This window comes from Meiothermus sp. Pnk-1 (genome assembly GCF_003226535.1).
GTDB lineage: Bacteria > Deinococcota > Deinococci > Deinococcales > Thermaceae > Allomeiothermus.
This window is the reverse complement of the sequence record NZ_QKOB01000006.1, coordinates 76881-100470: the sequence shown is the minus strand read 5'-3', so window position 1 is coordinate 100470 and position 23590 is coordinate 76881. Positions and strand designations below refer to the sequence as shown.

21 protein-coding genes are annotated in these 23590 nt (G+C 65.0%); 11 read left to right on the top strand and 10 right to left on the bottom strand.

Going from position 1 to position 23590, the window contains the following annotated elements; genetic code table 11:
* Nucleotides 1-69: 69 nt before the first annotated feature.
* From pnp to DNA98_RS09770, 6 genes are all read right to left on the bottom strand, one after another.
* On the bottom strand, nucleotides 70-2211 hold the full coding sequence (gene pnp / locus DNA98_RS09795; RefSeq protein ID WP_110529782.1) for a polyribonucleotide nucleotidyltransferase: 2142 nt from the start codon (nucleotides 2209-2211) through the stop codon (nucleotides 70-72).
* Nucleotides 2212-2485: 274 nt separating this feature from the next.
* Nucleotides 2486-2755, bottom strand: a complete 270-nt coding sequence (gene rpsO, locus DNA98_RS09790) for a 30S ribosomal protein S15 (RefSeq protein WP_110529779.1) — start codon at nucleotides 2753-2755, stop codon at nucleotides 2486-2488.
* Between the two features lie 115 nt (nucleotides 2756-2870).
* Nucleotides 2871-4028, bottom strand: a complete 1158-nt coding sequence (locus DNA98_RS09785) for an MFS transporter (RefSeq protein WP_110529776.1) — start codon at nucleotides 4026-4028, stop codon at nucleotides 2871-2873.
* Between the two features lie 51 nt (nucleotides 4029-4079).
* Nucleotides 4080-5753, bottom strand: coding sequence for a b(o/a)3-type cytochrome-c oxidase subunit 1 (locus DNA98_RS09780; protein ID WP_110529773.1), 1674 nt, complete (start codon nucleotides 5751-5753; stop codon nucleotides 4080-4082).
* A gap of 2 nt (nucleotides 5754-5755) precedes the next feature.
* Nucleotides 5756-6238 carry a cupredoxin domain-containing protein gene (locus tag DNA98_RS09775; RefSeq protein ID WP_110529770.1) on the bottom strand — a complete coding sequence of 161 codons (483 nt, stop codon included), beginning with the start codon at nucleotides 6236-6238 and terminating at the stop codon, nucleotides 5756-5758.
* Nucleotides 6239-6241: 3 nt separating this feature from the next.
* The gene (locus DNA98_RS09770) at nucleotides 6242-6349 is read right to left on the bottom strand and encodes a cytochrome c oxidase subunit 2A (protein ID WP_110529768.1); all 108 of its coding nucleotides are present in this window, start codon (nucleotides 6347-6349) and stop codon (nucleotides 6242-6244) included.
* Between the two features lie 89 nt (nucleotides 6350-6438).
* On the opposite strand from DNA98_RS09770, the gene tkt reads away from it, so the two are divergent.
* The 10 genes from tkt to DNA98_RS09720 all read left to right on the top strand — a co-directional run bounded on the left by tkt (nucleotide 6439) and on the right by DNA98_RS09720 (nucleotide 16654).
* On the top strand, nucleotides 6439-8406 hold the full coding sequence (gene tkt, locus DNA98_RS09765; protein WP_174719999.1) for a transketolase: 1968 nt from the start codon (nucleotides 6439-6441) through the stop codon (nucleotides 8404-8406).
* A gap of 1 nt (nucleotide 8407) precedes the next feature.
* Nucleotides 8408-8650, top strand: coding sequence for a hypothetical protein (locus DNA98_RS09760; protein WP_110529761.1), 243 nt, complete (start codon nucleotides 8408-8410; stop codon nucleotides 8648-8650).
* A gap of 25 nt (nucleotides 8651-8675) precedes the next feature.
* Nucleotides 8676-9575 (top strand): quinate 5-dehydrogenase, encoded by a 900-nt coding sequence (locus tag DNA98_RS09755; RefSeq protein WP_110529759.1) that lies wholly within the window; start codon nucleotides 8676-8678, stop codon nucleotides 9573-9575.
* A gap of 72 nt (nucleotides 9576-9647) precedes the next feature.
* A complete protein-coding gene (gene efp, locus DNA98_RS09750) occupies nucleotides 9648-10202 on the top strand; it encodes an elongation factor P (protein WP_110529756.1) in 555 nt (184 codons plus the stop codon).
* Between the two features lie 180 nt (nucleotides 10203-10382).
* A complete protein-coding gene (gene accB / locus DNA98_RS09745) occupies nucleotides 10383-10898 on the top strand; it encodes an acetyl-CoA carboxylase biotin carboxyl carrier protein (RefSeq protein ID WP_110529753.1) in 516 nt (171 codons plus the stop codon).
* 33 nt (nucleotides 10899-10931) lie between these two features.
* Nucleotides 10932-12275: an acetyl-CoA carboxylase biotin carboxylase subunit gene (gene accC, locus DNA98_RS09740; protein WP_110529751.1), complete on the top strand. Its 1344-nt coding sequence runs from the start codon at nucleotides 10932-10934 to the stop codon at nucleotides 12273-12275.
* The gene (locus tag DNA98_RS09735) at nucleotides 12272-12817 is read left to right on the top strand and encodes an NUDIX hydrolase (RefSeq protein ID WP_110529748.1); all 546 of its coding nucleotides are present in this window, start codon (nucleotides 12272-12274) and stop codon (nucleotides 12815-12817) included. The genes accC and DNA98_RS09735 overlap by 4 nt, the downstream gene beginning before the upstream one ends.
* 31 nt (nucleotides 12818-12848) lie before the next feature.
* Nucleotides 12849-15338 carry a CBS domain-containing protein gene (locus tag DNA98_RS09730; RefSeq protein WP_110529745.1) on the top strand — a complete coding sequence of 830 codons (2490 nt, stop codon included), beginning with the start codon at nucleotides 12849-12851 and terminating at the stop codon, nucleotides 15336-15338.
* A 1-nt stretch (nucleotide 15339) separates the two neighbouring features.
* A complete protein-coding gene (locus tag DNA98_RS09725; protein WP_165363936.1) occupies nucleotides 15340-15957 on the top strand; it encodes a site-2 protease family protein in 618 nt (205 codons plus the stop codon).
* Nucleotides 15958-15976: 19 nt separating this feature from the next.
* Entirely contained in the window at nucleotides 15977-16654 is a 678-nt protein-coding gene (locus tag DNA98_RS09720; RefSeq protein WP_165363934.1) for a site-2 protease family protein, read from the top strand.
* 2 nt (nucleotides 16655-16656) lie between these two features.
* Here the strand turns inward: DNA98_RS09720 and DNA98_RS09715 are convergent, their stop codons facing one another.
* From DNA98_RS09715 to ileS, 4 genes are all read right to left on the bottom strand, one after another.
* Nucleotides 16657-17475, bottom strand: a complete 819-nt coding sequence (locus DNA98_RS09715) for a deoxyribonuclease IV (protein ID WP_110529736.1) — start codon at nucleotides 17473-17475, stop codon at nucleotides 16657-16659.
* Nucleotides 17476-17486: 11 nt separating this feature from the next.
* Nucleotides 17487-17996: a septal ring lytic transglycosylase RlpA family protein gene (locus DNA98_RS09710; protein ID WP_110529733.1), complete on the bottom strand. Its 510-nt coding sequence runs from the start codon at nucleotides 17994-17996 to the stop codon at nucleotides 17487-17489.
* Nucleotides 17993-19036 (bottom strand): Xaa-Pro peptidase family protein, encoded by a 1044-nt coding sequence (locus DNA98_RS09705; protein WP_110529730.1) that lies wholly within the window; start codon nucleotides 19034-19036, stop codon nucleotides 17993-17995. Before DNA98_RS09705 ends, DNA98_RS09710 begins: the two co-directional genes overlap by 4 nt.
* A 129-nt stretch (nucleotides 19037-19165) precedes the next feature.
* Nucleotides 19166-22426, bottom strand: a complete 3261-nt coding sequence (ileS, locus tag DNA98_RS09700) for an isoleucine--tRNA ligase (RefSeq protein WP_199489386.1) — start codon at nucleotides 22424-22426, stop codon at nucleotides 19166-19168.
* Between the two features lie 509 nt (nucleotides 22427-22935).
* Here ileS and fsa point away from each other — a divergent pair.
* Complete coding sequence (gene fsa / locus DNA98_RS09695) at nucleotides 22936-23589, top strand: fructose-6-phosphate aldolase (protein WP_110529724.1); 654 nt, start codon at nucleotides 22936-22938, stop codon at nucleotides 23587-23589.
* Nucleotide 23590 lies beyond the last annotated feature (1 nt).

Below are 23590 nucleotides of genomic sequence, written 5' to 3'. Positions count from 1 at the left end.
ACTCCATTTGTTCCGTGCCTGTCGCCTAGCGCCAGGGATAGGCTGCGCTTCGCGGCGGGCGTTGTGCGTTTAGCGCTTGACCGGCGGTTTACGCGGGGGGACTTGACCCTCGAGTTCGGGGCGGACCAGATCCACCCGGCCTTTTTCGTCGATCTTGTTGACCTTGACCCGGATCTTGTCTCCCAGCTTGAGCACGTCCTCGACCCGCTCCACCCGGCCCGGAGCGATCTGGCTGATGTGCAACAGGCCATCGGTGCCGGGGAAAAGTGTCACGAAAGCGCCGAAGCTGGTGATCCTCGAGACCGTGCCCTCGTAGACCTCGCCGATGCGGGCCTCCTGGGTCTGGCCCAGGATGCGGCTTCTGGCTTCCTCGGCGGCCTGGGCGTTGACCGAGAAGAGCCGCACGGTGCCGTCCTGCTCGATATCCACCTCGACACCCAGCTCCTCCAGGGCCCGCACATTTTTTCCACCGGGGCCGATGATGGCTCCAATTTTCTCGACCGGGACCTTGAGGGTGAGGATGCGCGGGACCTGCGGCTTGAGTTCGCGGCGCGGTTCGGGCAGGACCTCGGCCATCTTGGACAGGATCAAAAGCCGGGCCTCCCTGGCCTGCATCAGGGCTTGGCGCAGGGTCTCGGACGAGAGGCCGGAGATCTTGATGTCCATCTGCAAGGCGGTCACCCCGTCTTTGGTGCCGGTCACCTTGAAGTCCATGTCGCCCAGGGCGTCCTCGAGGCCCAGGATGTCGGTGAGCACCACGTGGCGGTCGCCTTCGCTCACCAAGCCCATGGCCACGCCGGCCACCGGTTTTTTGATCGGTACGCCCGCGTCCATCAGGGCCAGGCAACCGGCGCAGGTTGTCGCCATGGAGCTCGAGCCGTTGGACTCGAGCACATCCCCCACCACCCGGATGGTGTAGGGGAATTCCTCCTGGCTGGGGAGCACGGGGCGCAAAGCCCGCTTGGCCAAGTTGCCGTGCCCCACCTCGCGGCGGCTTACCCCGCGCAGGCGCTTGACCTCGCCGGTGGAGTAAGGGGGAAAGTTATAGTGCACCAAGAAGGGGTCTTCGGTATCTAGGCCGAGGTCGTCCACCAGTTGGGCGTCACGGCCCGTACCCAGGGTAACCACCCCCAGCACCTGGGTCTCGCCGCGGGCGAAGACCGCCGAACCGTGCGTTCGGGGTAGCACGTCGGCTTCGATCCAGATGTTGCGCACGTCCTTGGGGCCGCGGCCATCGGCGCGCTTGCCCTCCTCGAGGATCAGCCGGCGCAACTCCCGCTTCACCACCTCGTCGAAGGCTTGGGAGTAGAGCTTGCGCTGCCGCTCCACCTCCTCACCCTCGCCCGGCGCGGCCTCGGCCACGATGGCCTCGCGGAAAGCTTCCAGGGCCTGGCTGCGTTCGCCCTTGGAGGCGGTGAGCAGCACCGCGGAGAGGCCCCGCTCGAGGGCCAGGCGGCGGAAGGCCTCGCTCTGTTCGTCGCTGAGCTTTTCGGGAGGGGTTACCGTGAACTTGGGTTTGCCCAGCTCGGCCCGCATTCGCTCTTGCAGCTCGATGATGGGTTGCATGGCCCGGTGGGCGAACTCGAGGGCCTGGACTAGCTGCTCCTCGGGGATCTCCCTGGCCCCCGCCTCCACCATGATGATGGCGTCCTTGGAACCCGCCACCACCAGGTCGAGGTCGCTTTCCTCGGCGGCTACCGGGTTGAGCACGAAGCGCCCCGCCTGCAAGCCCACCCGCACGCTAGCGATGGGCCCGTTCCAGGGGATGTCGGAAAGGGTCAGGGCGGCGCTGGCAGCGATCGGCCCCAGAATGTCTGGGGTGTTTTCTTGATCGGCGCTGAGCACGGTCAGGATGACCTGTACCTCGTGCCGAAAGCCCTTGGGAAATAGCGGGCGGATGGGCCGGTCGGTCAGCCGGGCCGAGAGGATGGCCTTCTCGCCCGGGCGGCCCTCGCGGCGCATGAAGGAGCCGGGGATCTTGCCTACGGCGTAGTGGCGTTCCTCGAACTCCACGGTAAGGGGCAGAAAATCGGCTTCAATCGGTTTGTCCGAGGCTTGGGCGGTGGCCATCACCACGGTGTCGCCGTAGCGCACCCACACCGAGCCGGAGACTTGCTTGGCGTATTTGCCGGTTTCGATGGAGAGGGTGCGCCCGCCAACCTCGAGGCTATAGCGGTAACCCTGGGGGGCGTTAGGACTTTGTTCTGCCATATTCACTCCTGTTTTCCTCTACCCCCAAACGGAGCGCTTGCGTTTGATAAGGGTTGGGGTACTTCATAAATTCCGGCACAGCGACTCCGTTTGAGGTGTATGCCTAAAGTTATTGTTGGCCGAGATGGTCGCGGCGAACGTGCGCCGCTAGACACATTTATCCCGGGAGGCCGCCCGGCTCCATTAGGCACTCTAACACGCCCGGGGGGCCCCCACCAACAAAACGGCGGGGCCGGGGGACCGGCTCCGCCTGGTTTTCGTGCCTTGGGCGCAACTATTTCCGCAGCCCCAGCCGCTCGATGAGGGCTTTATAGCGCGCTTCGTCCACGCGCTCGAGGTAGCTGAGCATCCGCTTGCGGCGTCCCACCATCATGAGCAGCCCCCGGTGCGAGTGATGGTCGTTTTTATTGCTGGCGAGATGGGCCGAAAGGCGGTTGATCCGTTCGGTGAGCATAGCGATCTGGACTTCGGCGGAGCCGGTATCCTTTTCGGAGCTGCCAAATTCGCTCGCGATGCGGGCCTTGTCTTCTTTGGTTAGCGGCATTTTTCCTCCGTCGGGAACAGGAACGTGCGCTGACCTTCCTGCCCTCTGGCCTCACCGCCCGTTGGCGGCGATGGGGCCAAAGGCCAGTGTATGGGGGAAAGGGCCAGGCGTCAAGCTATCGCGCGTCGGGAGGGGAGACCCTGGGCTCGAGCGCGAACAGCACCAGCGCCATTCCCGCCAGGGCCGCGCCGGTAAAAAAGGCCGTGCCAGGCCCCGCGTGCTCCCACAAAAAGCCGAACAGGGCGCTCGCCGGAAACAGCAAAAGCCCGGTCAGGGTATGGTACAAGCCGATGGCGCTGGCCTTCTCGGCGGCGGGGATGATCGTTGCCAGGTAGGCCCGGCTGCTGCCCTCGAAGGCGGCGCTGTACACCGCGTAGAGCAAGAATAGCCCGATTCCCTGCCAGATCGCGCTGGAGAGGCCAAAGCCCAGGTACACCAGGGCGTAAGTGGCAAAACCCGTCGCCACCAAGCGGCGCAGCCCAATCCGGTCGGCGAGCGAGCCCAGCGGGTAAGAGATCAGCGCGTAGAGGAGGTTATAGAGAGTGTAGACCAGGGTGGTCTGGGTGCTGGAAAGGCCCAGGCTCGAGAGCTTCAGGATCAAGAAAGCGTTGGAGGATAGCCCCAGGGTGAAGACGCTCGAGACCAGCAAAAACCAGCGGTAACCGAAGGAGAACCCCCGCCACCGGAAGCGCGGCAGCGGTTTGGCGGTGCCCGGCTTTTCCCGCACGAAGAAAACAATCACCCCTACCGCCAGTAAGGCTGGGATCGCCGAGACCCAGAACACCCCCCGGTAGCCCACCAACGGCAGCAGCACCACTGCCAGCAAAGGCCCGATGGCGGCTCCGGCGGAGTCCATCGCCCGGTGCAGCCCATAGGCCCGCCCGTACTGCTCCCGCGGGGTGGCCTCGGCGACCAGGGCGTCACGGGGGGCGGTGCGCACCCCTTTGCCGACCCGGTCCAAAAACCGGTACAAAAGCACGTGCCAGGGAGCCGTGGCCAGTGCCAGGATAGGCCGGAAAAAAGCCGGAGCGCCGTACCCCACCAGCAGCAGGGGTTTGCGGGCGGCAATTCGGTCGGAGATCCGCCCTCCCACCACCTTGAAGAGGCTCGAGGTGGCCTCCGCCACCCCTTCCACCAGGCCCACCGTGGCCTTGCTGGCCCCCAGCCCCGTGGTCAGGAAGAGGGGCAAGAGCGGGTAGACCATCTCCGAGGCGATGTCCATCAACAGGCTGACCCAGCCTAGGGCGTAGATAGCTCGAGGCAAGCGAGGCATGGAACCAGCTTAAGCCCCGCTCCTTTTGGGAGCGGGGCGCTTGGGGCAGGCTTACCACAACCGCATCCCCGGCACCGGGTTGAGGCTGGTGAACATCTGGATAAGGGGCAGCCCGTAGGCCACTACGATCAAGATCACCGCGACCGCGAACCAGAACCCCACCCGGTCGGTAAGCTGTGCTATCCGGTTGCCCTCCGGGCCAGAGACCACTTCGGTGAACGGGATTTCGGGGGTTTGGGCCTCCGGGAGGCGGCGGTTTTGTAGCAGGGTGGCGAAGAGCACGTAGAAGAAGAAGCCTGCCGCGGCGAACAAGATCACCCCGGAGATGGCGTTGAGGGCCATGAAAGGGGCCGCCCCCTGGTACTGCCCGACCACCTCGGAGATATGGGCGCGGCGGGGTACGCCCAGATACCCCATCCAGTGCAGCGCGAAACCCATCAAGTTCATCCCGATGAACCACAGCCACTGCGAAGCCCGGGCATACCCTATGCCTACCAGGGGTTTACGGGTCAGGTGGGGAATCAGGAAGAAAGCCGCCCCCATCGCGCTCATGGTGACCATGGTGGCTACCTGGAGGTGGAAGTGGCCGACGATCCAGGTGGTGTTGTGGATGACCTGGTTCAGGGGGAAGCTGGCGTTGACGAAACCCCCAGCCCCGCCGGGGATGAAGGAGATAAGGCCCAAGGTCGGGCCTAGGAAGACCGGGTTATCCCAGGGGAGCGCCCGAATCCAACCCAGTAGCCCCTTGCCGCCCCGGGCCCGCCCGGCGCGCTCGAGCGAAGCCGCCAGGGTAAAGGCGGTCATCAAGCTCGGTACAGCGACCATCAGGGTGAGCACGGTGTGCAGAAACTTCCATCCGGGGCTGATCCCAGGGTCGGCAAACTGGTGGTGGAAACCTACCGGGACCGAGAAGAGCAGGAACAGCAGAAAGGCCAGCCGGGCCAGGGGGTCGGAGATGAGCTTGCCCCCGGCGACCCTAGGGAGGATGGTGTAGGCCACCACGTAAGCCGGCAGCAGCCAGAAGTAGACGATGGGATGGCCGGTGTACCAGAAGAGGGTACGCGCCAGCAGCGGATCTACCCCCTGGACTAACCCCAGCGACCAGGGAATGAGAAATACCGCTACCTCCACCACTAGCCCCAGGCTGGCCAGGAACCACATCAACCAGTGGGTCAGGCTCAGGTAGGTTACGAGCGGGGTGATCTTACCGGGGTTGGCCCGCTTCCAGCGCCGCCAGAGGTCGAGCACCAAGTAGATGCTCACCCAGCTCGAGAGTACGAAAATGGCGGCTCCCACGTAGAAGGCCCAGTGCCCCTTGAGGGGAGGGTAGAAGGTATATAGCACCGTAGCGGCATTTCCCAATAATGGGGTGGCGGCGATACCCAGCCCGATAAAGGCCATCCACCAAGAGATCCAGGCCAAGGTCATGTTGGGCCGCATCCTGAGTTCGCGGGCAGGTAGATAGACCAGCAAAGCCTGGGCGAAAAGCTGAGTGAATATGATCGCGTTTAATACCCCATGCAGGGTGAGGCCCTGGTAATACGACTGCACCAATGGCTTGAGCAGCGGGTAGGCATCGATCCCACCATAGTTGAGGGCCTGCAACGGGCCGAACAGGGTGCCCAGGAGCAAGGCCGAGAAGCCCAGCGTCAGCAGGTACAGGGTGACCTTCTTCTCCGGGTGCTCGGCGTAGGCGTCTACGTTGGCTAAGGTTCTTACGGCCATGCTCACTCCTCCACCACGATCTTGCCGAACATCTGGGCGTGGCCGATGCCGCAGTACTCGTTACAGACAATGCGGTAGGTGCCGGCTTTCTTAAAGACGTACTCGAGCTTGGTCACCTCGCCCGGGATGATCTGCGGGTTGATGTTGGTGCCCTCTACGTAAAAGCCGTGCTGCACGTCAGGGCTGGTGATGTAGAAGGTCACCTTAACCCCTTTCTTGACCTTGATCTCCGCTGGGAGGTAGCCGAAGGCGAAAGCCTGGACATACGCCACATACTCCCCGCCAACCTGCTCGACCCGGGGATTGGCGAAGGGGCTGGTAGTGCGTACTGTGGCTACATCAATCTGCCCAGCGCCCCGCGAGATGGTCTCGCCCCGGTTCAGCACGGTGTAAGCGATGACGCCGATAAACACCAGGATCATCGCCAGCCCGAAGATGAGCCAGCCGCGCTCGTAAGCTTCGATCACTTTGTGGTTGTCCTGCATGGTTTACCCCCGCGATAGGAAGACGCCAAAGGTGACAAACCAGAATGTCAGGATGAAGATGGTCAAGATCGCCACTACCCCGATGGCGCCGATGGGTCGTTTTTCCTCCATAGGGCTCGCCTCCTGGCTTGAATGTACGCGTCTTGGCCGAGGACATGTGTCCTAGGCACGTCCCTGCTTTCTTCCCGACCTGAGGTATCATGACAGGCATGGCTACGAAAGACCTTTCCTCCCTCTCCATCAACGCCCTGCGCATGCTGGCCTTGGACGCGGTGGAGCAGGCTAAGAGCGGGCATCCGGGGATGCCGATGGGGATGGCCCCGACGGCGTACGTGCTGTGGACGGAATTTCTCAAGCATGATCCACAGGACCCGCGCTGGCCGGATCGGGACCGTTTTGTGCTGTCGGCGGGACATGGTTCGATGCTGCTGTATGGGCTGTTACACCTGAGCGGGTATGACCTGCCGCTGGAGGAACTGCGCCGCTTTCGGCAATGGGGGTCCAAGACCCCGGGGCACCCGGAGTACGGACATACCCCGGGGGTGGAGACCACCACCGGCCCCTTGGGGCAGGGGCTGAGCACGGCGGTGGGGATGGCCATTGCCGAGCGCAAACTGGCGGCGGAGTTCGGTTCGGAGATCGTGGACCACTATACCTACGTGATCGCCTCGGACGGGGACCTGATGGAGGGGGTTACGGGGGAGGCTTCCTCGCTGGCGGGACACCTGGGCCTGGGTAAGCTGATCGTGTTCTACGACGACAACGAGGTCTCCATCGACGGGAGCACCGCGCTGGCCTTCAGCGAGGACCGCCTGCTGCGCTACGAGGCCTACGGCTGGCAGGTGATCCGGGGGGTAGATGGGGAGGACCTGGCGGCGATCCGCGCGGCGATCCGCGCGGCGCAGGCCGACCCCCGCCCCTCCATCATCGCCATCCGGAGCATCATCGGCTACGGTTCGCCGCTGGCGGGAAACCACAAGGCCCACTCCGACGCGATGGGGCCCGAGAAGGTAGCGGCCACCCGGGCGGCGCTGGGCTGGGAGTACCCCCCCTTCGTGATCCCGCAGGAGGTGTACGCCGACTACCGGCGCTCTTTGGAGCGGGGCCAGCAAGCCCACGCCCAGTGGCAGGCCCGCTTCGAGGCCTTAGCGCAAGCTCAACCCGAGCGCGCGGCGGAGTTTCGGCGGCGGCTGGAGGGGAGACTCCCGGACCTCACCTCGGCGCTCCCCCACTTCGCGGCGGGGGAGCGGCTGGCCACCCGGGCCGCTTCGGGGAAGACCCTGGAACGGCTGGTGCCGGCGCTGCCCGAACTGGTAGGAGGCTCGGCGGACCTCACCCCCTCCAACAACACCCGCACCCCGGATATGGAGGACTTCAGCCGCTCCAATCCTGCCGGGCGGTATATCCGCTACGGGGTACGGGAGCACGCCATGGCGGCGGCGATGAACGGGATCACCCTGCACGGGGGGTACCGGGCGTATGGGGGGACGTTTTTGGTCTTCTCCGACTACATGCGCCCTGCCGTGCGGCTGGCGGCGCTCATGGGGGTGCCCACGGTGTTCGTCTTCACCCATGACTCCATCGCCCTGGGGGAGGACGGCCCCACCCACCAGCCCATCGAGCACCTGATGAGCCTGCGGGCCATTCCCGGCCTGTGGGTGATCCGCCCGGCGGACGCCAACGAGACCGCGGTGGCCTGGAAGATGGCCCTCGAGCGGGTGGAGGGACCTACCGCCCTGGCCCTGACCCGGCAGGCGGTGCCGGTGCTGGAAGGGGTGGACCAAGCCGGGGTGGAGCGGGGCGGCTACGTGATCTCCGACGTGGACAGCCCCCGGGCCTGCATCGTGGCCACCGGAAGCGAGGTGAGCTTGGCGCTGGAGGCCCAAGCCCTGCTCTGGCAGGAGGGGATTGCGGTGCGGGTGGTGAGCCTGCCCTGCTGGGAGGCGTTCGAGGGGCAACCGCAAGCCTACCGGGATTCCGTGCTGCCGCCCTCCCTGCCCACCCTGGCGGTGGAGGCCGGGGCCAGCCTGGGCTGGGAGCGCTACGCCGACGCGGTGCTGGGGATCGACCACTTCGGGGCCAGCGCTCCTTACCCCGCGGTCTACCACAACCTGGGCTTTACCAAGGAGCGCGTGGCCGAGAGGGTAAAAGCCCTGTTAGGGGTCTGAGATGCGGGGCGGGTGGTTTGCGCTGGCGATTTTCCCCAGCGCCTTGGCGCAAGGAGAGGGCCGGGGGCTGGGCTTGGTCTTTCAGCAGGCGTCGGCGCTGCTGTTTACCCTGGCCCTCGGCTTTGCTGCTGTGGGGGGGTTGGTGTACATCTTTTCCAGCCAAGGGGCGGCCAACCGCCGTTGGGCTTACCTGCTTTGGGCCGTGGGGGCCTTGCTGGCGGTTTGGGGTTGGGTCGGGCGGTAGCGGGACGGTGTAAAATAGCGCGTCTATGCCCAAACACGTGGTCAGCGTTTCTATCGGTTCATCGAAGCGCAACGCCCGAGCCGAACTCCACCTCGAGAGCCTGAACGAGACCTTCATCCTCGAGCGCATCGGCACCGACGGCTCCTGGGAGCGGGCCATCGAACTGGTCCGTTCCCTGGACGGTAGGGTGGACGCCTTCGGGCTGGGCGGGGCCGACCTCTACGTGTGGGCGGGGAGGCGCCGCTACACCTTCCGGGATTCCTTGCGCTTGGCCCGCGCTGCCCAGAAGACCCCCATGCTCGATGGCTCGGGGCTCAAACATACCCTCGAGCGCAAGGCGATCCAAGACCTCGAGCCCCTGATCGGCTGGAAGGGCAAGAGGGTGCTGGTCCCGAGCGCTATAGATCGCTTCGGCTTGGCCGAAGCCCTCAGCGAAGCCGGGGCCCAGGTGCTCTACGGAGATTTCATCTACGCCCTGGGCCTCGACATCCCGCTGCGCACCCTCGCGGCCCTGCGGGCCTGGGCCTATATCCTCTTGCCCATCATCACCCAGCTTCCCTTCAAGTGGCTTTACCCGACCGGCGAGAAGCAGGAACAACAGGTGCTCGACTGGCGGCAGAAGTACTTCCGCTGGGCTGATGTGATCGCTGGCGACTGGCACTTCATGCGCCGCTACATGCCCCAAGACATGCGGGGCAAGATCATCCTGACCAACACCACCACCCAGGATGACCTCACGTTTATGCGCGCCCGGGGGATCAAAACCCTCATCACCACCACCCCCCGGCTGGAGGGGCGCAGCTTCGGCACCAACGTGATGGAAGCGTTCTTCGTGGCGGCGGCGGGCAAGTACCCCCTGAGCGAGCAGGAGTACCTCGAGTACATCGAAAAGCTCGGGCTGCGTCCGCAGCTGACCGAGCTGTGAGGGGTTACCTAAGCGACCCCGAGTGTGTACAATCTCCTTTTGGGAGCTTTGTCTGATTTTTGGGAGGAATGAATGATCAGCGTGACCGATTTGCGTTCGGGAACCAAGGTGCAAATGGACGGCGGCTTGTGGCAGTGCGTAGAGTACCAGCACCAGAAGATCGGGCGCGGCGGGGCTAAGGTGGTGGCCAAGTTCCGCAACCTCGAGACCGGCGTGACCGTGGAGAAAAGCTTCAACTCCGGTGAGAAGCTGCAGGATATCTACGTCGAGACCAAAGACCTGCAGTACCTCTACTCCGAGGGGGACGAGCTGGTGCTGATGGACCTCGAGACCTACGAGCAGTTTCATGTTCCACGCAGCATCACCGAGGCCGCCAAGTTCCTCAAAGAAGGCATGACCGTGGTGGGGGAGATGTACCAAGGCCGCCCGCTCTCCATCACCCCGCCCTTTACCGTGGAACTCAAAATTATCGACACCCCCCCGGGCGTGCGCGGCGATACCGTCTCGGGTGGCACCAAGCCCGCCACGCTCGAGACCGGTGCGGTGGTCCAGGTACCTCTGTTCGTCAACCCTGGTGAGACCATCAAAGTAGACACCCGGACCGGGGAGTACATCAGCCGGGCCTGATCTACCGGCCAGGCTCGAACCTGCCCGGCTTTCGCGCCGGGCTTTTGTTGGCATAGCCCCACATCGGGCCTCGAGGGGATGGCGGGGCTTTTCTCGCTTGCTGAGGTATGATTCGGGCGGATTAATCCGCAAGCCCCGGGAAGGGGCGCTGAAGTAGTTGACATCGCCAGGAGGAGCAGCATGAACGCTAAAGAACTCAAAGCGATTTTGCAGGCCCTGATGGAGCACGAGGTCTCGGAGATGAGCCTCGAGACCCCCGATTACAAACTCAACATCAAACGGGGCAACTCGCCCGCGCAGGTGCAGTACGTCCCTGCCCCGGTAGCTACCCCTCAGGTCACGGCTCCCCAGCCTGCCGTGCCTGCTCCGCAGCCTGCCGCAGCCGCTGCCCCCGCAACCACCCCCCATCCCGCCGTGGCGGGGCGGGAAGCCGAGGACAAGAAGGAAGAGATCAAAGGGGTAGAGGTCAAGGCCCCCATCGTGGGCACCTTTTACCGCGCACCTGCCCCTGACGCCGAACCCTACGTCAAGGAGGGAGACAGCGTGAAGAAGGGGCAGGTGCTGTGCATCATCGAGGCCATGAAGCTCATGAACGAGATCGAGTCCGAGGTCTCCGGGGTGGTGCGCAAGATCCTGGTCAACGACGCCGAGCCGGTGGAGTACGGCCAAACCCTCTTCATCATCGAGCCGGCTTGACGGCCGAGGACCCGTAGCCTTCCGCGAGGTTTTATGTTCAAAAAAGTCCTGATCGCCAACCGTGGGGAGATCGCCCTGCGGATCATTCGGGCGGCCAAGGAGCTGGGGGTAAAAACGGTGGTGGCCCACTCGGAAGCCGACACCCAGTCCCTACCGGTGCTTCTGGCCGATGAGGCCATCTGCATCGGCCCGGCTCCCTCAGCCCAGTCGTACCTCAACATCCCTAACCTGCTCTCGGCGGCCATCATCAGCGGGGCTGACGCCATCCATCCCGGCTACGGCTTTCTGGCCGAGAACGCCCAGTTCGCCGAGATGTGCAAAGATTACGGCATCGTCTTTATCGGCCCCACCCCAGAAAACATGCGGGCTTTGGGCGATAAGGCCACCGGGCGCCGGGTGGCCCGGGAGGCTGGCGTACCCACCACCCCCGGCACCGACGAACTGGAGGACGTGGAAACCGCCAAGAAAGCCGCCGCCGAGATCGGCTACCCGGTGATCCTCAAGGCCACCGCCGGGGGCGGGGGGCGGGGAATGCGGTTGGTGAGCGATGAAAGCGAGCTCGAGCGGGCCGTGCAGCAAGCCCAAGAGGAAGCCCGTGCGGCGTTTGGCAACCCTACCGTCTACCTGGAGAAATACATCCAAGAGCCCAAGCACATCGAGATCCAGGTGCTGGGCGATGGCGAGAACGTAGTTCACCTGTGGGAGCGCGACTGCTCGATTCAGCGTCGCCACCAAAAGCTTTTGGAAGAGGCCCCCTCGGTCCTGCCCTTTGAAGTGCGCCAAAGCATCGCCGAGGCAGCGGTGCGCTTGGCCAAGCACATCGGCTACGTCTCGGCGGGGACCCTCGAGTTTTTGGTGGACCGCGAGGGCAACTTCTACTTCATGGAGATGAACACCCGCATCCAGGTCGAGCACCCGGTGACCGAGATGATCACCGGCATAGACTTGGTGCGCTGGCAGTTCCTCATCGCGGCGGGGGAGAAGCTCACCCTGAGGCAAGAGGAAATCCCCCTGGTGGGCCACGCCATCGAGGTGCGGATCAACGCCGAAGACCCCGCCCATAACTTCCGCCCCTCCATCGGCAAGATCGAAACCCTGCACTTCCCTGGAGGCCCCGGCGTGCGGGTGGACTCGCACCTCTATGCCGGCTACTCCATCCCCCCCAACTACGACTCCCTCATCGCCAAGATCATCGTCCATGCCCCCGACCGCGAACAGGCCATCGCCCGCCTGCGCCGGGCCCTGAGCGAAACCGTCATCGAGGGGCCGGGCCTCAAGACCACCATTCCCTTCCACCAGAAGGTGCTGGAAAACGCCTTCTTCAAGCGGGGGGCGGTCTACACCAACTTCATCACCGAGCGCATGGGCGAAGTATGAGGGGAAATCCCTGGAAAACCCTGGACTCCCGGCTCGTTTACGAGAACCGCTGGATCTCCCTCAGCGAGCACAGGGTCATCAACCCCGGTGGGAACCCCGGCATCTACGGGGTGGTCCACTTCAAGAACCGGGCCATCGGGGTGATTCCCTTGGACGAGGAGGGGTGCACTTACTTGGTGGGTCAATACCGCTACCCGCTGCACCTTTACTCCTGGGAGATCCCCGAGGGGGGTGGGCCGCTCGAGGAGGACCCCCTAGAGGCCGCTAAGCGCGAGCTGCGCGAGGAGACCGGCCTCGAGGCCGACCGCTGGGAACACATCCTCACCCTGCACCTTTCCAACTCGGTCACCGACGAGGTGGGGATGGTCTACTTGGCCCAAGGTCTGCGTCAGGGCGAGCCTCAACCCGAGGATACCGAAGCCCTTCAGGTACAAAGGCTATCTTTCGACGAGGTGTACCGCCGGGTCTTGGCCGGGGAGATTACCGATTCGCTCACCGTTGCAGCGGTGCTGCGGCTCAAGCTGAGGTTGTTGGGGCAGTGAGCGCCGGGCGCGGGTAGGGTAACGTTAATACGTGCGGCTGGTGGTGGCTCACGAAAACCTGGACTTTGACGCCCTGGGCTCGCTGTTGCTGGCCAAGCGGCTGTTCCCCGGTGCGGTAGGGGTCTTGGTGGGGGGGCTCGAGGGTCGCCTCAAAGAGGTGGTAGCCCTCCACGAGGATCACCTGGGGTTGCTCCCGGTGTCCGCGGTAGACCTCCTCCAGGTGCGCGAGGTGATCGTGGTGGACACCGCCCGTGCGGATCGCATCGGGCCGGTAGGGGAGTTGGTGGGGAAGGTGCCTTTCCAGGTCTACGACCACCATCCCCGCACCCCCCAGGACCTCCCGGCGGCTGGGGGGGTGGTGGAGGCGGTGGGTTCGACGGTGAGCCTCCTGGTGCCTTTGCTGGTGGCGCAGGGCCTGGAGCTTTCCCCCCTCGAGGCCACCTTGGCCTACGCGGGTGTCTGGGAGGACACCGGGGGGTTCAGCTATCCCGGTACTACCGCCCAAGACCTCCAGGCTGCTGCCCAGCTGTTACGGTGGGGAGGCGAGCCTGAACGGGTACGGGAGTGGGTGCGCGAGCGCTACGGCCCCGAGGCCCGCGAACTCCTCAACCAGCTGCTGCGCCAAAGCCGGGTAGAAGAGCGGCACGGTTTTCGGCTTTTGATAGCGGCGGCCAAAGAGGAGGGCTACGTGCCCGCCCTGGCCCCCCTAGCCCATACCTTGCTCGACCTCTACGACAGCGGAGGGGTACTGATGGAGCTCGAGCTGGGCAGGGAAACCCTCCTCATCGCCCGCAGCCGCGAGCGGTTGGACGTGGGCGGTTGGCTGGCCGAGGTGGGGGGGGGAGGCCACGCCCGCGCGGCCTTTGCCAAGGTGGCGGGGCCGCTCGAGCCCGCCGAGCGGCTTTTGCTGGAGCGCCTCGAGGCCCACCTCGACACCGGTCCTACGCTGCGGGAGCGGATGAGCCGCCCGGTGGCAGTCTTGCCCGAAGGCCTCACCGTAGCCCAGGCGTTGGAAGAGTTGCGCCTGCGCGGGTTTGGCGGGATGCCGGTGGTCTCGGCGGGAGACCTTCCCGGCACGGTCCGCATCCACGGGATCGCCCGCCGCCGCGATCTGGAGCGGGCCCTGCACCACGGTTTGGCTGGGGCCCCCGTCCGGGGGGTTCTTTCCCGCGCGCTGATCCTGCCCCCGCAGACTCCCCTCCATGAGGCCGAGCAAGCCCTCAAGGGCGGGGCCGGGCGGGTGTTGGTGGGCGAGCCGCTCGGGGACGACGTGTACCGCCTCGAGGGCATCTTCACCCGCACCGACCTTTACCGCGCCCTCCGTCCGGGCCCCCGGGAGGACCTGGCCCAGCGGGTCTGGGAACGCCTGCCAAGAGGGGTACAAGAGGTCCTCGAGCGCCTGCGGGAGGCCTACCCCGAGGGAGGTATCTACGCGGTAGGCGGCACCGTGCGGGATGCTTTGTTGGGGATGAGTGGCCCGGACTTGGACTTGGTGCTCGAGCCCCGCGGCAGGCCCAACCTCCTGGAAGAGCTGGCCCGCCGCCTGGTGGGCTGGTTTGGGGGCAGTTTTGGGCTGCACCTGGCCTTTGGTACCGCCCGGGCCAAACTGGGGTTTGGCCTTGCGGTAGACCTGGCTGAAGCCCGCGAGGAGTACTACCCCCACCCCGGCGCTCTGCCCCAGGTGCGCCCTTCGAGCATCGCCCGTGACCTCGAGCGCCGTGACTTCACCGTCAACGCCATGGCCTTGCGGCTCGCCCCCAGCTTGGAGATCGTAGACCTCTTCGACGGCCTGGCCGACCTCGAGGCCCGCCTATTGCGCCCGTTGCATCCGCTTTCCTTCGTGGAGGATCCCAGCCGGATCCTGCGCGGGGTTCGCCTGGCTGCTCGGCTGGGCCTTCGCTTGGCCCCCGAAGCCCTCGCCCAGCTTCCCTCAGCCCTCGAGGCTAAAGTGCTCGCCCAGGCTTCCAAAAGCCGCCTGCGCGACGAACTCTTGCTGACCTTGGGCGAGGCCTCCGCCACCCGGGCCTTGGGCCTGCTGGCCGAACTGGGGGTGGCCGAGCCGATGTTCGGGATGGGCGCGAGCCCCGAGGTTCGAGAGGCTTTCGCGGCCCTCGAGCCCATCCTGCAAGTTACCCCCGACCCCGAGGCTGCGGTGGCGGCCCGGCTTTACCTCCTGCTCTACTTCCACCCTGACCCCGAGAATTTCCTGGCCCGCTTCAACCTGCCGCGCCGCTATGCTGAGGGGTTGCGCCACCTGCGCTTCCCTCCGGAAGACCCCGACGATATCCGCAAGTTCGTGGGCCTCCCCGAGGCTTTCCGGGCCTTGCACCCCGAGCGGGCCCTGTGGCTCCTCGCTCCCCGGCGGATGCTGATGGGCCGGGACTTGCTGGAGATGGGCCTGCCCCCCGGGCCGAAGATTGGGGAGGTGCTGCGCAAGGTGGCTGAGGCCCGTTCGCGCGGCGAGGTGTTGAGCTATGAAGACGAACTCGAGTTTGCCCGTAAACTGGTAAGCGATGCTTAATATCGGTCTCCTTTCCCTCCTCGCTGACCCGTTGGCTTTTTTAGTGGCCTTTGCGGCTTGCGCTTTTGGGTTGGTCATGCACAACGTGGCCCAGGCCTGGTTGGCGAACCGCTACAAAGACTATGGCCCAGCCCGTTATGGCTTTCTCTCGCTCGAGCCCAGGGTGCATCTGGATGTGCTAGGGATCATCTTCCTGATCCTGCTGGGCTTTGGTTTTCCTCGCCCTGTACCTTTCCGGCTTTACGGAGCCAAGGAGGCCCAGGTGGCTCTGATGGGACCGCTGGCGTTCTTCTTGATGGCCTTCATCTATGGCTTGCTGGCGGCCTTGCTCGGCGGGGGGGCCACCGGCTCTTTTGCCGAGGGGCTGAGCCGGGCGATGGGGGTAATGCTCCTGCACGCGGCGATCTTTCTCTTCCCGGTGCCTCCGCTGGATGGGGCGCGGGTGGTCTATGCGGTGGGGAGCCCCCAGGCGCGGCGGTTCATGGATCAGCTCGCGAGCTACGGCCCTTTGGGCTTTTTGGTGATCTTTTTGGTGCTCAACTTCGCCGGGGTCACCTCGGCGGTCATCTACGGCCTCTCGGGGCTTTTGGGGACGATCTACCGGGCCATCGGGCTTTAGTCGGGAGGAACCCGAGGTGCTGTTACAGCTTTTGGGCCAGGATCCGGCCCTCTTTTTCCTGATCCTCCTGATCCTAAGCTCATCGCTGGTGCTCCACGAGCTAGGGCACGCGGTCGCGGCCCTATGGATGGGGGATCGTACCGCCCAAGCACAAGGCCGCATCACCCTCAACCCCTTCCAGCACCTCGACCCTATCGGGACGATCATGCTCCTGGTGGCCGGGGTGGGCTGGGCCCGACCGGTACCCATCCACCCGCCGAACTTTCGCAGCTACCGGTTGGGGCTTTTCGTGGTGAGCATCGCAGGGATCGTCGTCAACGTACTGCTGGCGCTGGGCTTTGCCCTTTTGGTGCGCTTTCTCTTGGACCTCGACCCAGCCGGGGTGCGGGCGGCGTTTGCCGGCGGGCAGCGGGACTTCTTTGGGCTGCTGGCGTTAGCGGCTTATTTCTCCTTCGCCATCAACCTGGCCCTGGCGGTGTTCAACCTGCTGCCGGTGCCGCCCTTGGACGGCTCCAAGATCTTGCAGAGCGTTCTACCTGCCGCTTTGCAGCGATATTTCTGGCAGCTCGAGGCCAACCCCACCTACGCCGTGGTGGTCCTGGTGTTGTTTCTGACAGTTCTGCGGGGGCCGATCGGTCGTGTTATCGGCGCGGCGCAGGAGATCTTCTTGAATTTGATCCTCAATCTAGGCCGGTAGGGTCATTCCTCGAGCCATCCCCGCAGCGTCGCCAGGTTGTGGGCGTCGTGGGTTTCGCCGCGCTCGGTTTCCATCACGAAGAGCTTTCCCCGCAGCCGGGGGTGGCGCACCACCTCCCGCAGCGCTTCTCCGATCCGGCCCTGGCGCAGATTGGCGTGCTGGTCGATATGGCTGCCCCAAGCCCCCACCGAGTCATTGAGGTGGATGAGCGGGACCCGTTCAAGCCCGATTTCCTGGTCAAGCCCCTCAATCACCCGCTCGGGCTCGAGGTGGAGGGGGTAACCCGCGGTGAAGGCGTGGCAGGTATCGAAGCAGACGCCCAAGGGGGTCCCCTCGATGAGCCGGGCCAGATCCTCGAACCTCGAGCCGACCCTTTCCCCGCCCCCGGCGGTGTTTTCCAACAGCAGCCCAGGTCCGCGCTTGCCGACTTGGGCCAGCTCCAAAGCCCGCAGCGCTCCTTCCCGGATGCGCTCGATCTGGCCCGAGCCCGGATGTACCACCACCCACTCGATCCCCAGAATTTGCGCTTTGCTGAGGTCGTCGGCCAGGCTGAAGACGCTTTTCTCCCCCAGCTCGCCCACGGCCCCCAGGTTGACCAGGTATGAAGCGTGGATGGCCGCCGGGAGGTGTCCCAGGTTCTCCCGCTCGGCGCGGAAACGCTCGATCTCGCCGGGGCTCAGGTGGCGGGTTTTCCAGCTGCGGGGGCTCTTGGCGAAGATTTGAAAGCCGGATAGCCCCAGCCGCCGAGCCTCGCTCACGGCTCCGGCCACGCCCTGCTTGCCCGCGATCGAGAGGTGAAAGCCGTAGTGGATGGACAGCATGGGCCTACCTGCTAGCGCAGCACTTCCACGCTCACCCGCTGGCGGCCGCGCAGGCCGATGCGCTGCGCGGCCGCGTAGGAAAGGTCAATGATGAACCCTGGGGTAAAGGGCCCCCGGTCGTTGATCCGCACCACCACGCTTCGCCCGGTACGGGGGTTGGTCACCCGCACTTGGGTGCCGAACGGCAGGCTGCGATGGGCGGCGGTGAGGGCGTACATGTCGTAGGGCTCACCGCTGGCGGTGGTTCTGCCGTGGAACTTGGAACCATACCAGGCCGCTAGCCCCGTAAATGTCGCGCTTGCCGTAGCTTCCCTGGCCGATGACCCCGCGACGGCGAGCACCTGCCCGACCTTGATCACCTCGCCGGATAGGTTATTGGCCTGTTGAAGGGCCTGCACGCTGGTCCCGTACCTGCGGGCGATGCTGTAGAGGGTGTCGCCTTTTTGGACGGTGTGGGTCTGGGCGAGGGCCAGCGACCCCAGGAGCAAGGCCAGGACCCAACCCCGGTATCCTGCCCTCATAACTCTAGCCAGGCCTTGGGCGTTTGGGAGAGCACCTCGTAGCCCCTCTCGGTCACCAAGACCAAGTCCTCGATGCGCACCCCGCCCAGGTCCGGGATGTAGACCCCGGGTTCGATGGTGATGACCATCCCCGCCTCGAGCACCTCCTGGGAGACCTTGTTCAGGCTGGGGGCCTCGTGGATCAGCAGTCCGACCCCGTGGCCGAGCCCGTGGCTGAAGTACTGGCCGTAACCTCTGTCCTCGAGGATGCCCCGGGCCAGGGCGTCGAGTTCCTGGCCGGTCTTGCCGGGTGCGACCGCCTCGAGCGCCCGTTCTTGCGCCTCGAGCACGGCAGCGTAGATCCTCTTTAGCTCCTCGGAGACCGCTCCAATTCCCACGGTGCGGGTCATATCCGAGCAGTACCCCTCGATCACCGCTCCGAAGTCCAGCGTCACCAGGTCTCCCGCTTGCAACACGCGCTCGCTGGGAGAGCCGTGGGGCATGGCGGTGCGCGGGCCCGAGACTACGGCGGTATCGAAGGCCACCCCTTCCGCGCCGTTTTTCCGCAGGAAGAACTCCAGCTCGAGGGCTATGTCAATTTCGCGTACCCCGGGCTTCAAGAAGGGCAGGATGTGGGCAAAAGCCCGGTCGGCCAGGGCCGCGGCCTGCCGGATGTGTCCGATCTCCTCCGGGGTTTTGTGCACCCGCTGCCGCTCGATGAGGTCATAGGTAGGTACCCACTCTCCGGGGGCTTGCTGGCGCAAGGCCTCGAGCTGGCCGTAACTAAGCCCCATCGCTTCAAAGCCGATGCGCCCCTGGAGCAGCTCGGCGTACACCTGAGGGCGCTCCTCGCGTCCTGCGATCCGCACCGGCAGCCGCGACTCCTGCCCGGCCTGTACCGTGTAACGCCCGTCGGTGAGCAGGAGGGCGCCGGTGTTGTTTACGATCACCTGCCCGTCTTTGGGGTTGGTGAAGCCCGACAGATACCGTACATTGGCCGGGCTGGAAATGAGCAGGGTATCCAACCCATGAGCGCTCAGCAACTTTTCGAAATCTGTCATGGGAGGAAGTCTAACACGGGTTTACCTGGCTTTTCTAAAGCAGACTATTTTCACGAGCAAGTTTATCGTGAAATATATCACTTAAACCCTGGTGGGGGCGCCTGGCCAACGCCCCCACGGCCCAGCCCCTCACGCTTTGACGAGCCCGAGAGCAACCTTGCCTTCTTCGTCCTCGAGCTGGGTCAGGAACCCTTCGGGGTTGGGCCGGGGCTCGAGGGAGAGGGCCAGGGTCTCCTCGGCGAGCCGCTGGCCGAACCTCGCCAGCGCCTCGGCGTACTTGCCCTCGGCCTGGTAGCTGAGGTGGATGCGGTCGGAGACCTGCAATCCCATCTCCTTGCGGGCCTGCTGCACCAGCCGGATGAGCTCGCGCGCGAGCCCCTCGAGGAAGAGCTCCTCGTCCACCCGTACCTCCAGGGCCGCCACGTAGCCCCGGTCTTCCAGCGCCTCGTAGCCGGCAGGGGAGAGGGCCTCGAGCAGCAGTTCGTCGGGGGAGAGGGCGATGGTTTGGCCCTCGATCTCCAGATGCAGCACCTGCTGGGCCTTGAGGGTCTGGGCCACGTACTTCCCGTCCAGCTCGGCGAGGGCCTGCCGGATGGCGGGCACCTTCTTGCCGTACTTCCGGCCCAGCAGCGGCAGGTTGGGCAGCACCCGGTAGGAGAGCACCTCCTCCTCCGGTCCCAGCACCTGCAGCTCCTTGACGTTGAGCTCGTCGGCGATCTCGGAGGCGAAGTGCTGCAGGCCCGCCCGCTCCTCGGCGGTGGGGGCCGTGACCAGCATCAGCGGTAGGGGGATGCGGGTTTTGACCCCGCTCCTGGCGCGGGCCGCGCGGGCCAGACGCACCACCTCGAGCACCGCGTGCATGGACTCGAGCAGGCTCCGGTCCATGGCTTCGGGCTGCGGCCACTGCGACAGGTGCACCGACTCGGGCGCGTCCGGGTTTACCGAGCGCACCAGGTTCTGCCACAGCGCCTCCGCCACGAAGGGGGTGAAGGGGGCCGAGAGCTGGCTCACCGCCACCAGAGCCTCCCACAGCGTGGCGTAAGCGGCTTCGCGGTCGGCCACGTCGTCGTTTTTCCAGAAACGGCGTCGGTTGCGGCGCACGTACCAGTTGGAAAGCTCTTCCACGAACCCTTCCAGAGCTCTGGCCCCGCCGCGCGCGTCGTAGCCATCCAGGGCCTTGGTCACCTCCTCGATGAGCTCTTGGGTACGGCTGTAGAGCCAGCGGTCGATCTCGGGCCGCCCTTCGACGGGGGGGCGCGCTTTGAGGTTGGGCCGGTCGAGGTTGGCGTAGAGCACGAAGAAGCTGTAGACATTCCAAAGCGTGCCCAAAAAGCCGCGCATGGCCTCGGCCACCAGCCGCTCGCTGAAGCGCTTGGTGTCGCCCGGCTCGCTGGCGGTGAACATGTACCAGCGCACCGCATCGGCCCCGTACTTGTCGAAGGCCGGCAGGGGCTCGACCACGTTGCCCTTGCTCTTGGACATCTTCTGGCCTTTTTCATCGACCAGGTGGCCCAGGCAGATGACGTTCTTGAAGGCGGGCCGGTCGTAAAGCAGGGTGGCGATGGCGTGCAGTGAGTAGAACCAGCCCCTCGTCTGGTCGATGGCCTCGCAGATAAAGTCGGCGTTGAAGTGCCGCTTGAATAGCTCGTAGTTGGCCTCGGTTCCGGGCAGCGGCCGGCCGTCTTCGCCGAGCATCAGGTGCCACTGGGCGTAGGGCATGGCCCCGGAGTCGAACCACACGTCGAGCACCTCCGGCACCCGGCGGAAGGTCTTGCCGTCCTTGACGAAGGTGACGTCGTCGACGTAGGGGCGGTGCAGGTCGAGCCCCGAGAGGTCGCGCCCGGCCAGCTCGGAGAGCTCCCGCACGCTTCCCACGCAGATCTTCTCCGAGCCGTCCTCCGCCACCCAGATGGGCAGCGGCGTGCCCCAGTAGCGCTCGCGACTGATGGCCCAGTCCACGTTGTCCTTGAGCCAGTTGCCGAAGCGCCCATGCTTGATGTGGGGGGGCACCCAGTTGATCTCCTCGTTGCGGGCGTAAAGCTGCTCGCGGAAGAGCGAGGTCTTGATGTACCAGGAGGGCTTGGCGAAGTAGAGGATGGGATCGCCGGTGCGGTCGTGGAAGGGATAACGGTGACGGATGGTGCCCGCGTGGTAGAGCACTCCGCGCTCTTTCATGGCCCGGATGAGCCCCCGGTCGGCGTCCTTGAAGAACTTGCCCCGCTCCCCGGTGACCCGCATCACGCCGTACTCATCGGTGCCGAAGAGCAGCGGGGTGCCGTACTGGCGGGAGAGCTCGAGGTCCTCCGCGCCGTAGACCGGGGCCTCGTGGGCTACTCCCGAGCCGTCCTCGGCGCTGACGAAGTCGGCCAGGGCCACGAAGTGCATGACCGGCCTGCCGTCCTCCCGCCGCTCACCCTGCTCCTTCACCACCCCCAATTCGACGCAGACCTCGGGGAAGGGGGGGATGTACTCCCACCACTCCAGGTCGGCGCCCTTGAGCTGCGCCAGGACCTCGAGTTCCTCTTTGTGCAGCTCCTTCAGCCGCTCCACCGCCTCCCGCGCGAAGATCAGGTGCCCCGCCGAGGGCGAGCGCACCAGGGCGTAGTCCATCTGGGGGTGCACCGCGGCCATGGTGTTGGAGGGCAGGGTCCAGGGGGTGGTGGTCCAGACCAGGATGGCGAGGTTCTCCAGGCCTTCCAGCCGCACCCCCTGGGCCTCGAGCTTCTCGCGCACCGCTCGAGGGGTGGTTTCCAGCTTCAGCGGGAAGCGCACGTAGACGCTGGGGTCGTCTACCTCGCGGTAGCCGTCGGCGATCTCGTTTTGCGAGAGGGTGGTGGAGATGCGCGGGGAGAGGGGCACCACCTTGTAGTCTTGGGTGATGAGGCCCCTGTCCCACAGCCGTTTCAAGAGGTTCCACACCGACTCGATGTACTCGTTGGTGTAGGTGATGTAGGCGTTCTCCAGGTCCACCCAGAAGCCCAGTCGCTCGGTGAAGTAATTCCAGTCTTGGATGTTCTCGAAGACGTACTTCTTGCAGGTCTCGTTGAACTCGGCGATCTCCTCGCGCGAGAGCGCCTTGCGCCCCAGCACGCCCAGCCGCTTCTCCACCGCGATCTCGACCGGCAGGCCGTGGGTGTCCCAGCCGCCTTTGCGGGTGACGTGGAAGCCCTGCATGGTCTTGTAGCGGGGGAACAGGTCTTTGAAGCTGCGTGCCAGCACGTGGTGCATCGCCGGTAACCCGTTGGCGGTGGGGGGGCCTTCATAGAAGACGAACTCGCCCTGGGGGGCAGGCTTTGTGGCCGACTTCTGGAAGATGTTCTCCCGCTTCCAAAACTCCAGGACTTGGACCTCGAGGGCGGGAAAGTTCATTTCCCCCACCTCTTTGAACAGCTTCTTTTCCTCTACCATGTTCCGGTCTCCTTCTGGAAACCCTAAAGCCGGGGAAAAACAAAACGTCCGTACCTTCACCCCACGGTAGGGCTTCTCAGGTGCGGACGAGAGGGGGCTCCCGCGTTACCACCGCACTTCTCGGCATCGGAGCTTTCGGACGTGCCGAGCACTCTTAAGCGCTGTTACGGGCGCACCCGTCGGGTTCTACTCGGGGTTCGATCCCTTTCTTCCCGCGGCTCCAGGGTGATGGCCCCTTCCTATGGCGCTTGTCGCGCTCGCCTTTACATCGAGCCTAGCCTGTGCTAATCTTCACATTTGGCGGCTAGGCTGACAGATACACTCTAGCAAGTCCCTCAGGGCGAGTCAACGCAAGATGCTTGCATGTCGAGTGGCGCTAGAGTAGACTGCACCTGAAGCCAACAGCCCAGGCTGCTTAACAGCTAGCCGTGCCGTGTTTTAGGCAGCCCACGCTGTCACCCCCGTACAAACCGGTCAGAGGAGCTTGAGGTATGGACTTATACCTGGATACGGCCGAAGTTAGCGAGATCCGCGAAATTGCCTCTTGGGGCGTGCTGGCCGGGGTCACTACCAACCCCAGCCTGGTCGCCAAGTCGGGACGTGACCTCGAGGAAGTGATCCGAGAGATCAGCGAGATCGTCCAAGGGCCGGTTTCCGCCGAAGTGACGGCCACCGAGGCCGCGGCCATGATCGCCGAGGGGCGTAAGCTGGCCGCGATCGACCCCAACGTGGTGGTCAAGCTGCCCACCATCGTGGAGGGGCTCAAAGCCTGCAAGGCCCTCTCGGCCGAAGGTATCCGGGTCAACATGACCCTGATCTTTTCCGCCAACCAGGCTCTTCTGGCGGCTCGCGCCGGGGCCTGGTGCGTCTCGCCCTTCGCCGGACGCCTGGACGACATCTCTTGGGATGGCATGGACCTGGTGGCCGAGATCGCCCAGATCTTCGATATCCACGGCATCGGCACCCGGGTACTGGCGGCCTCGATTCGCCATCCGGTCCACGTGCTGCAAGCCGCCAAGGCCGGGGCCGACATCGCCACCATGCCCGCCAAGGTGTTCCAACAGCTAATCCAACATCCGCTTACCGATAAAGGCCTACAACAATTCCTAGCCGACTGGGAAAAATCCAAGGAGAAGGCGAAGTAAC

Excerpts from the sequence above, each read along its gene's own strand:
- pnp (WP_110529782.1), bottom strand. The coding sequence starts at position 2,211 with ATGGCAGAACAAAGTCCTAACGCCCCCCAGGGTTACCGCTATAGCCTC.
- rpsO (WP_110529779.1), bottom strand. The coding sequence starts at position 2,755 with ATGCCGCTAACCAAAGAAGACAAGGCCCGCATCGCGAGCGAATTTGGC.
- DNA98_RS09785 (WP_110529776.1), bottom strand. The coding sequence starts at position 4,028 with ATGCCTCGCTTGCCTCGAGCTATCTACGCCCTAGGCTGGGTCAGCCTG.
- DNA98_RS09780 (WP_110529773.1), bottom strand. The coding sequence starts at position 5,753 with ATGGCCGTAAGAACCTTAGCCAACGTAGACGCCTACGCCGAGCACCCG.
- DNA98_RS09775 (WP_110529770.1), bottom strand. The coding sequence starts at position 6,238 with ATGCAGGACAACCACAAAGTGATCGAAGCTTACGAGCGCGGCTGGCTC.
- DNA98_RS09770 (WP_110529768.1), bottom strand. The coding sequence starts at position 6,349 with ATGGAGGAAAAACGACCCATCGGCGCCATCGGGGTAGTGGCGATCTTG.
- tkt (WP_174719999.1), top strand. The coding sequence starts at position 6,439 with ATGACAGGCATGGCTACGAAAGACCTTTCCTCCCTCTCCATCAACGCC.
- DNA98_RS09760 (WP_110529761.1), top strand. The coding sequence starts at position 8,408 with ATGCGGGGCGGGTGGTTTGCGCTGGCGATTTTCCCCAGCGCCTTGGCG.
- DNA98_RS09755 (WP_110529759.1), top strand. The coding sequence starts at position 8,676 with ATGCCCAAACACGTGGTCAGCGTTTCTATCGGTTCATCGAAGCGCAAC.
- efp (WP_110529756.1), top strand. The coding sequence starts at position 9,648 with ATGATCAGCGTGACCGATTTGCGTTCGGGAACCAAGGTGCAAATGGAC.
- accB (WP_110529753.1), top strand. The coding sequence starts at position 10,383 with ATGAACGCTAAAGAACTCAAAGCGATTTTGCAGGCCCTGATGGAGCAC.
- accC (WP_110529751.1), top strand. The coding sequence starts at position 10,932 with ATGTTCAAAAAAGTCCTGATCGCCAACCGTGGGGAGATCGCCCTGCGG.
- DNA98_RS09735 (WP_110529748.1), top strand. The coding sequence starts at position 12,272 with ATGAGGGGAAATCCCTGGAAAACCCTGGACTCCCGGCTCGTTTACGAG.
- DNA98_RS09715 (WP_110529736.1), bottom strand. The coding sequence starts at position 17,475 with ATGCTGTCCATCCACTACGGCTTTCACCTCTCGATCGCGGGCAAGCAG.
- DNA98_RS09710 (WP_110529733.1), bottom strand. The coding sequence starts at position 17,996 with ATGAGGGCAGGATACCGGGGTTGGGTCCTGGCCTTGCTCCTGGGGTCG.
- DNA98_RS09705 (WP_110529730.1), bottom strand. The coding sequence starts at position 19,036 with ATGACAGATTTCGAAAAGTTGCTGAGCGCTCATGGGTTGGATACCCTG.
- fsa (WP_110529724.1), top strand. The coding sequence starts at position 22,936 with ATGGACTTATACCTGGATACGGCCGAAGTTAGCGAGATCCGCGAAATT.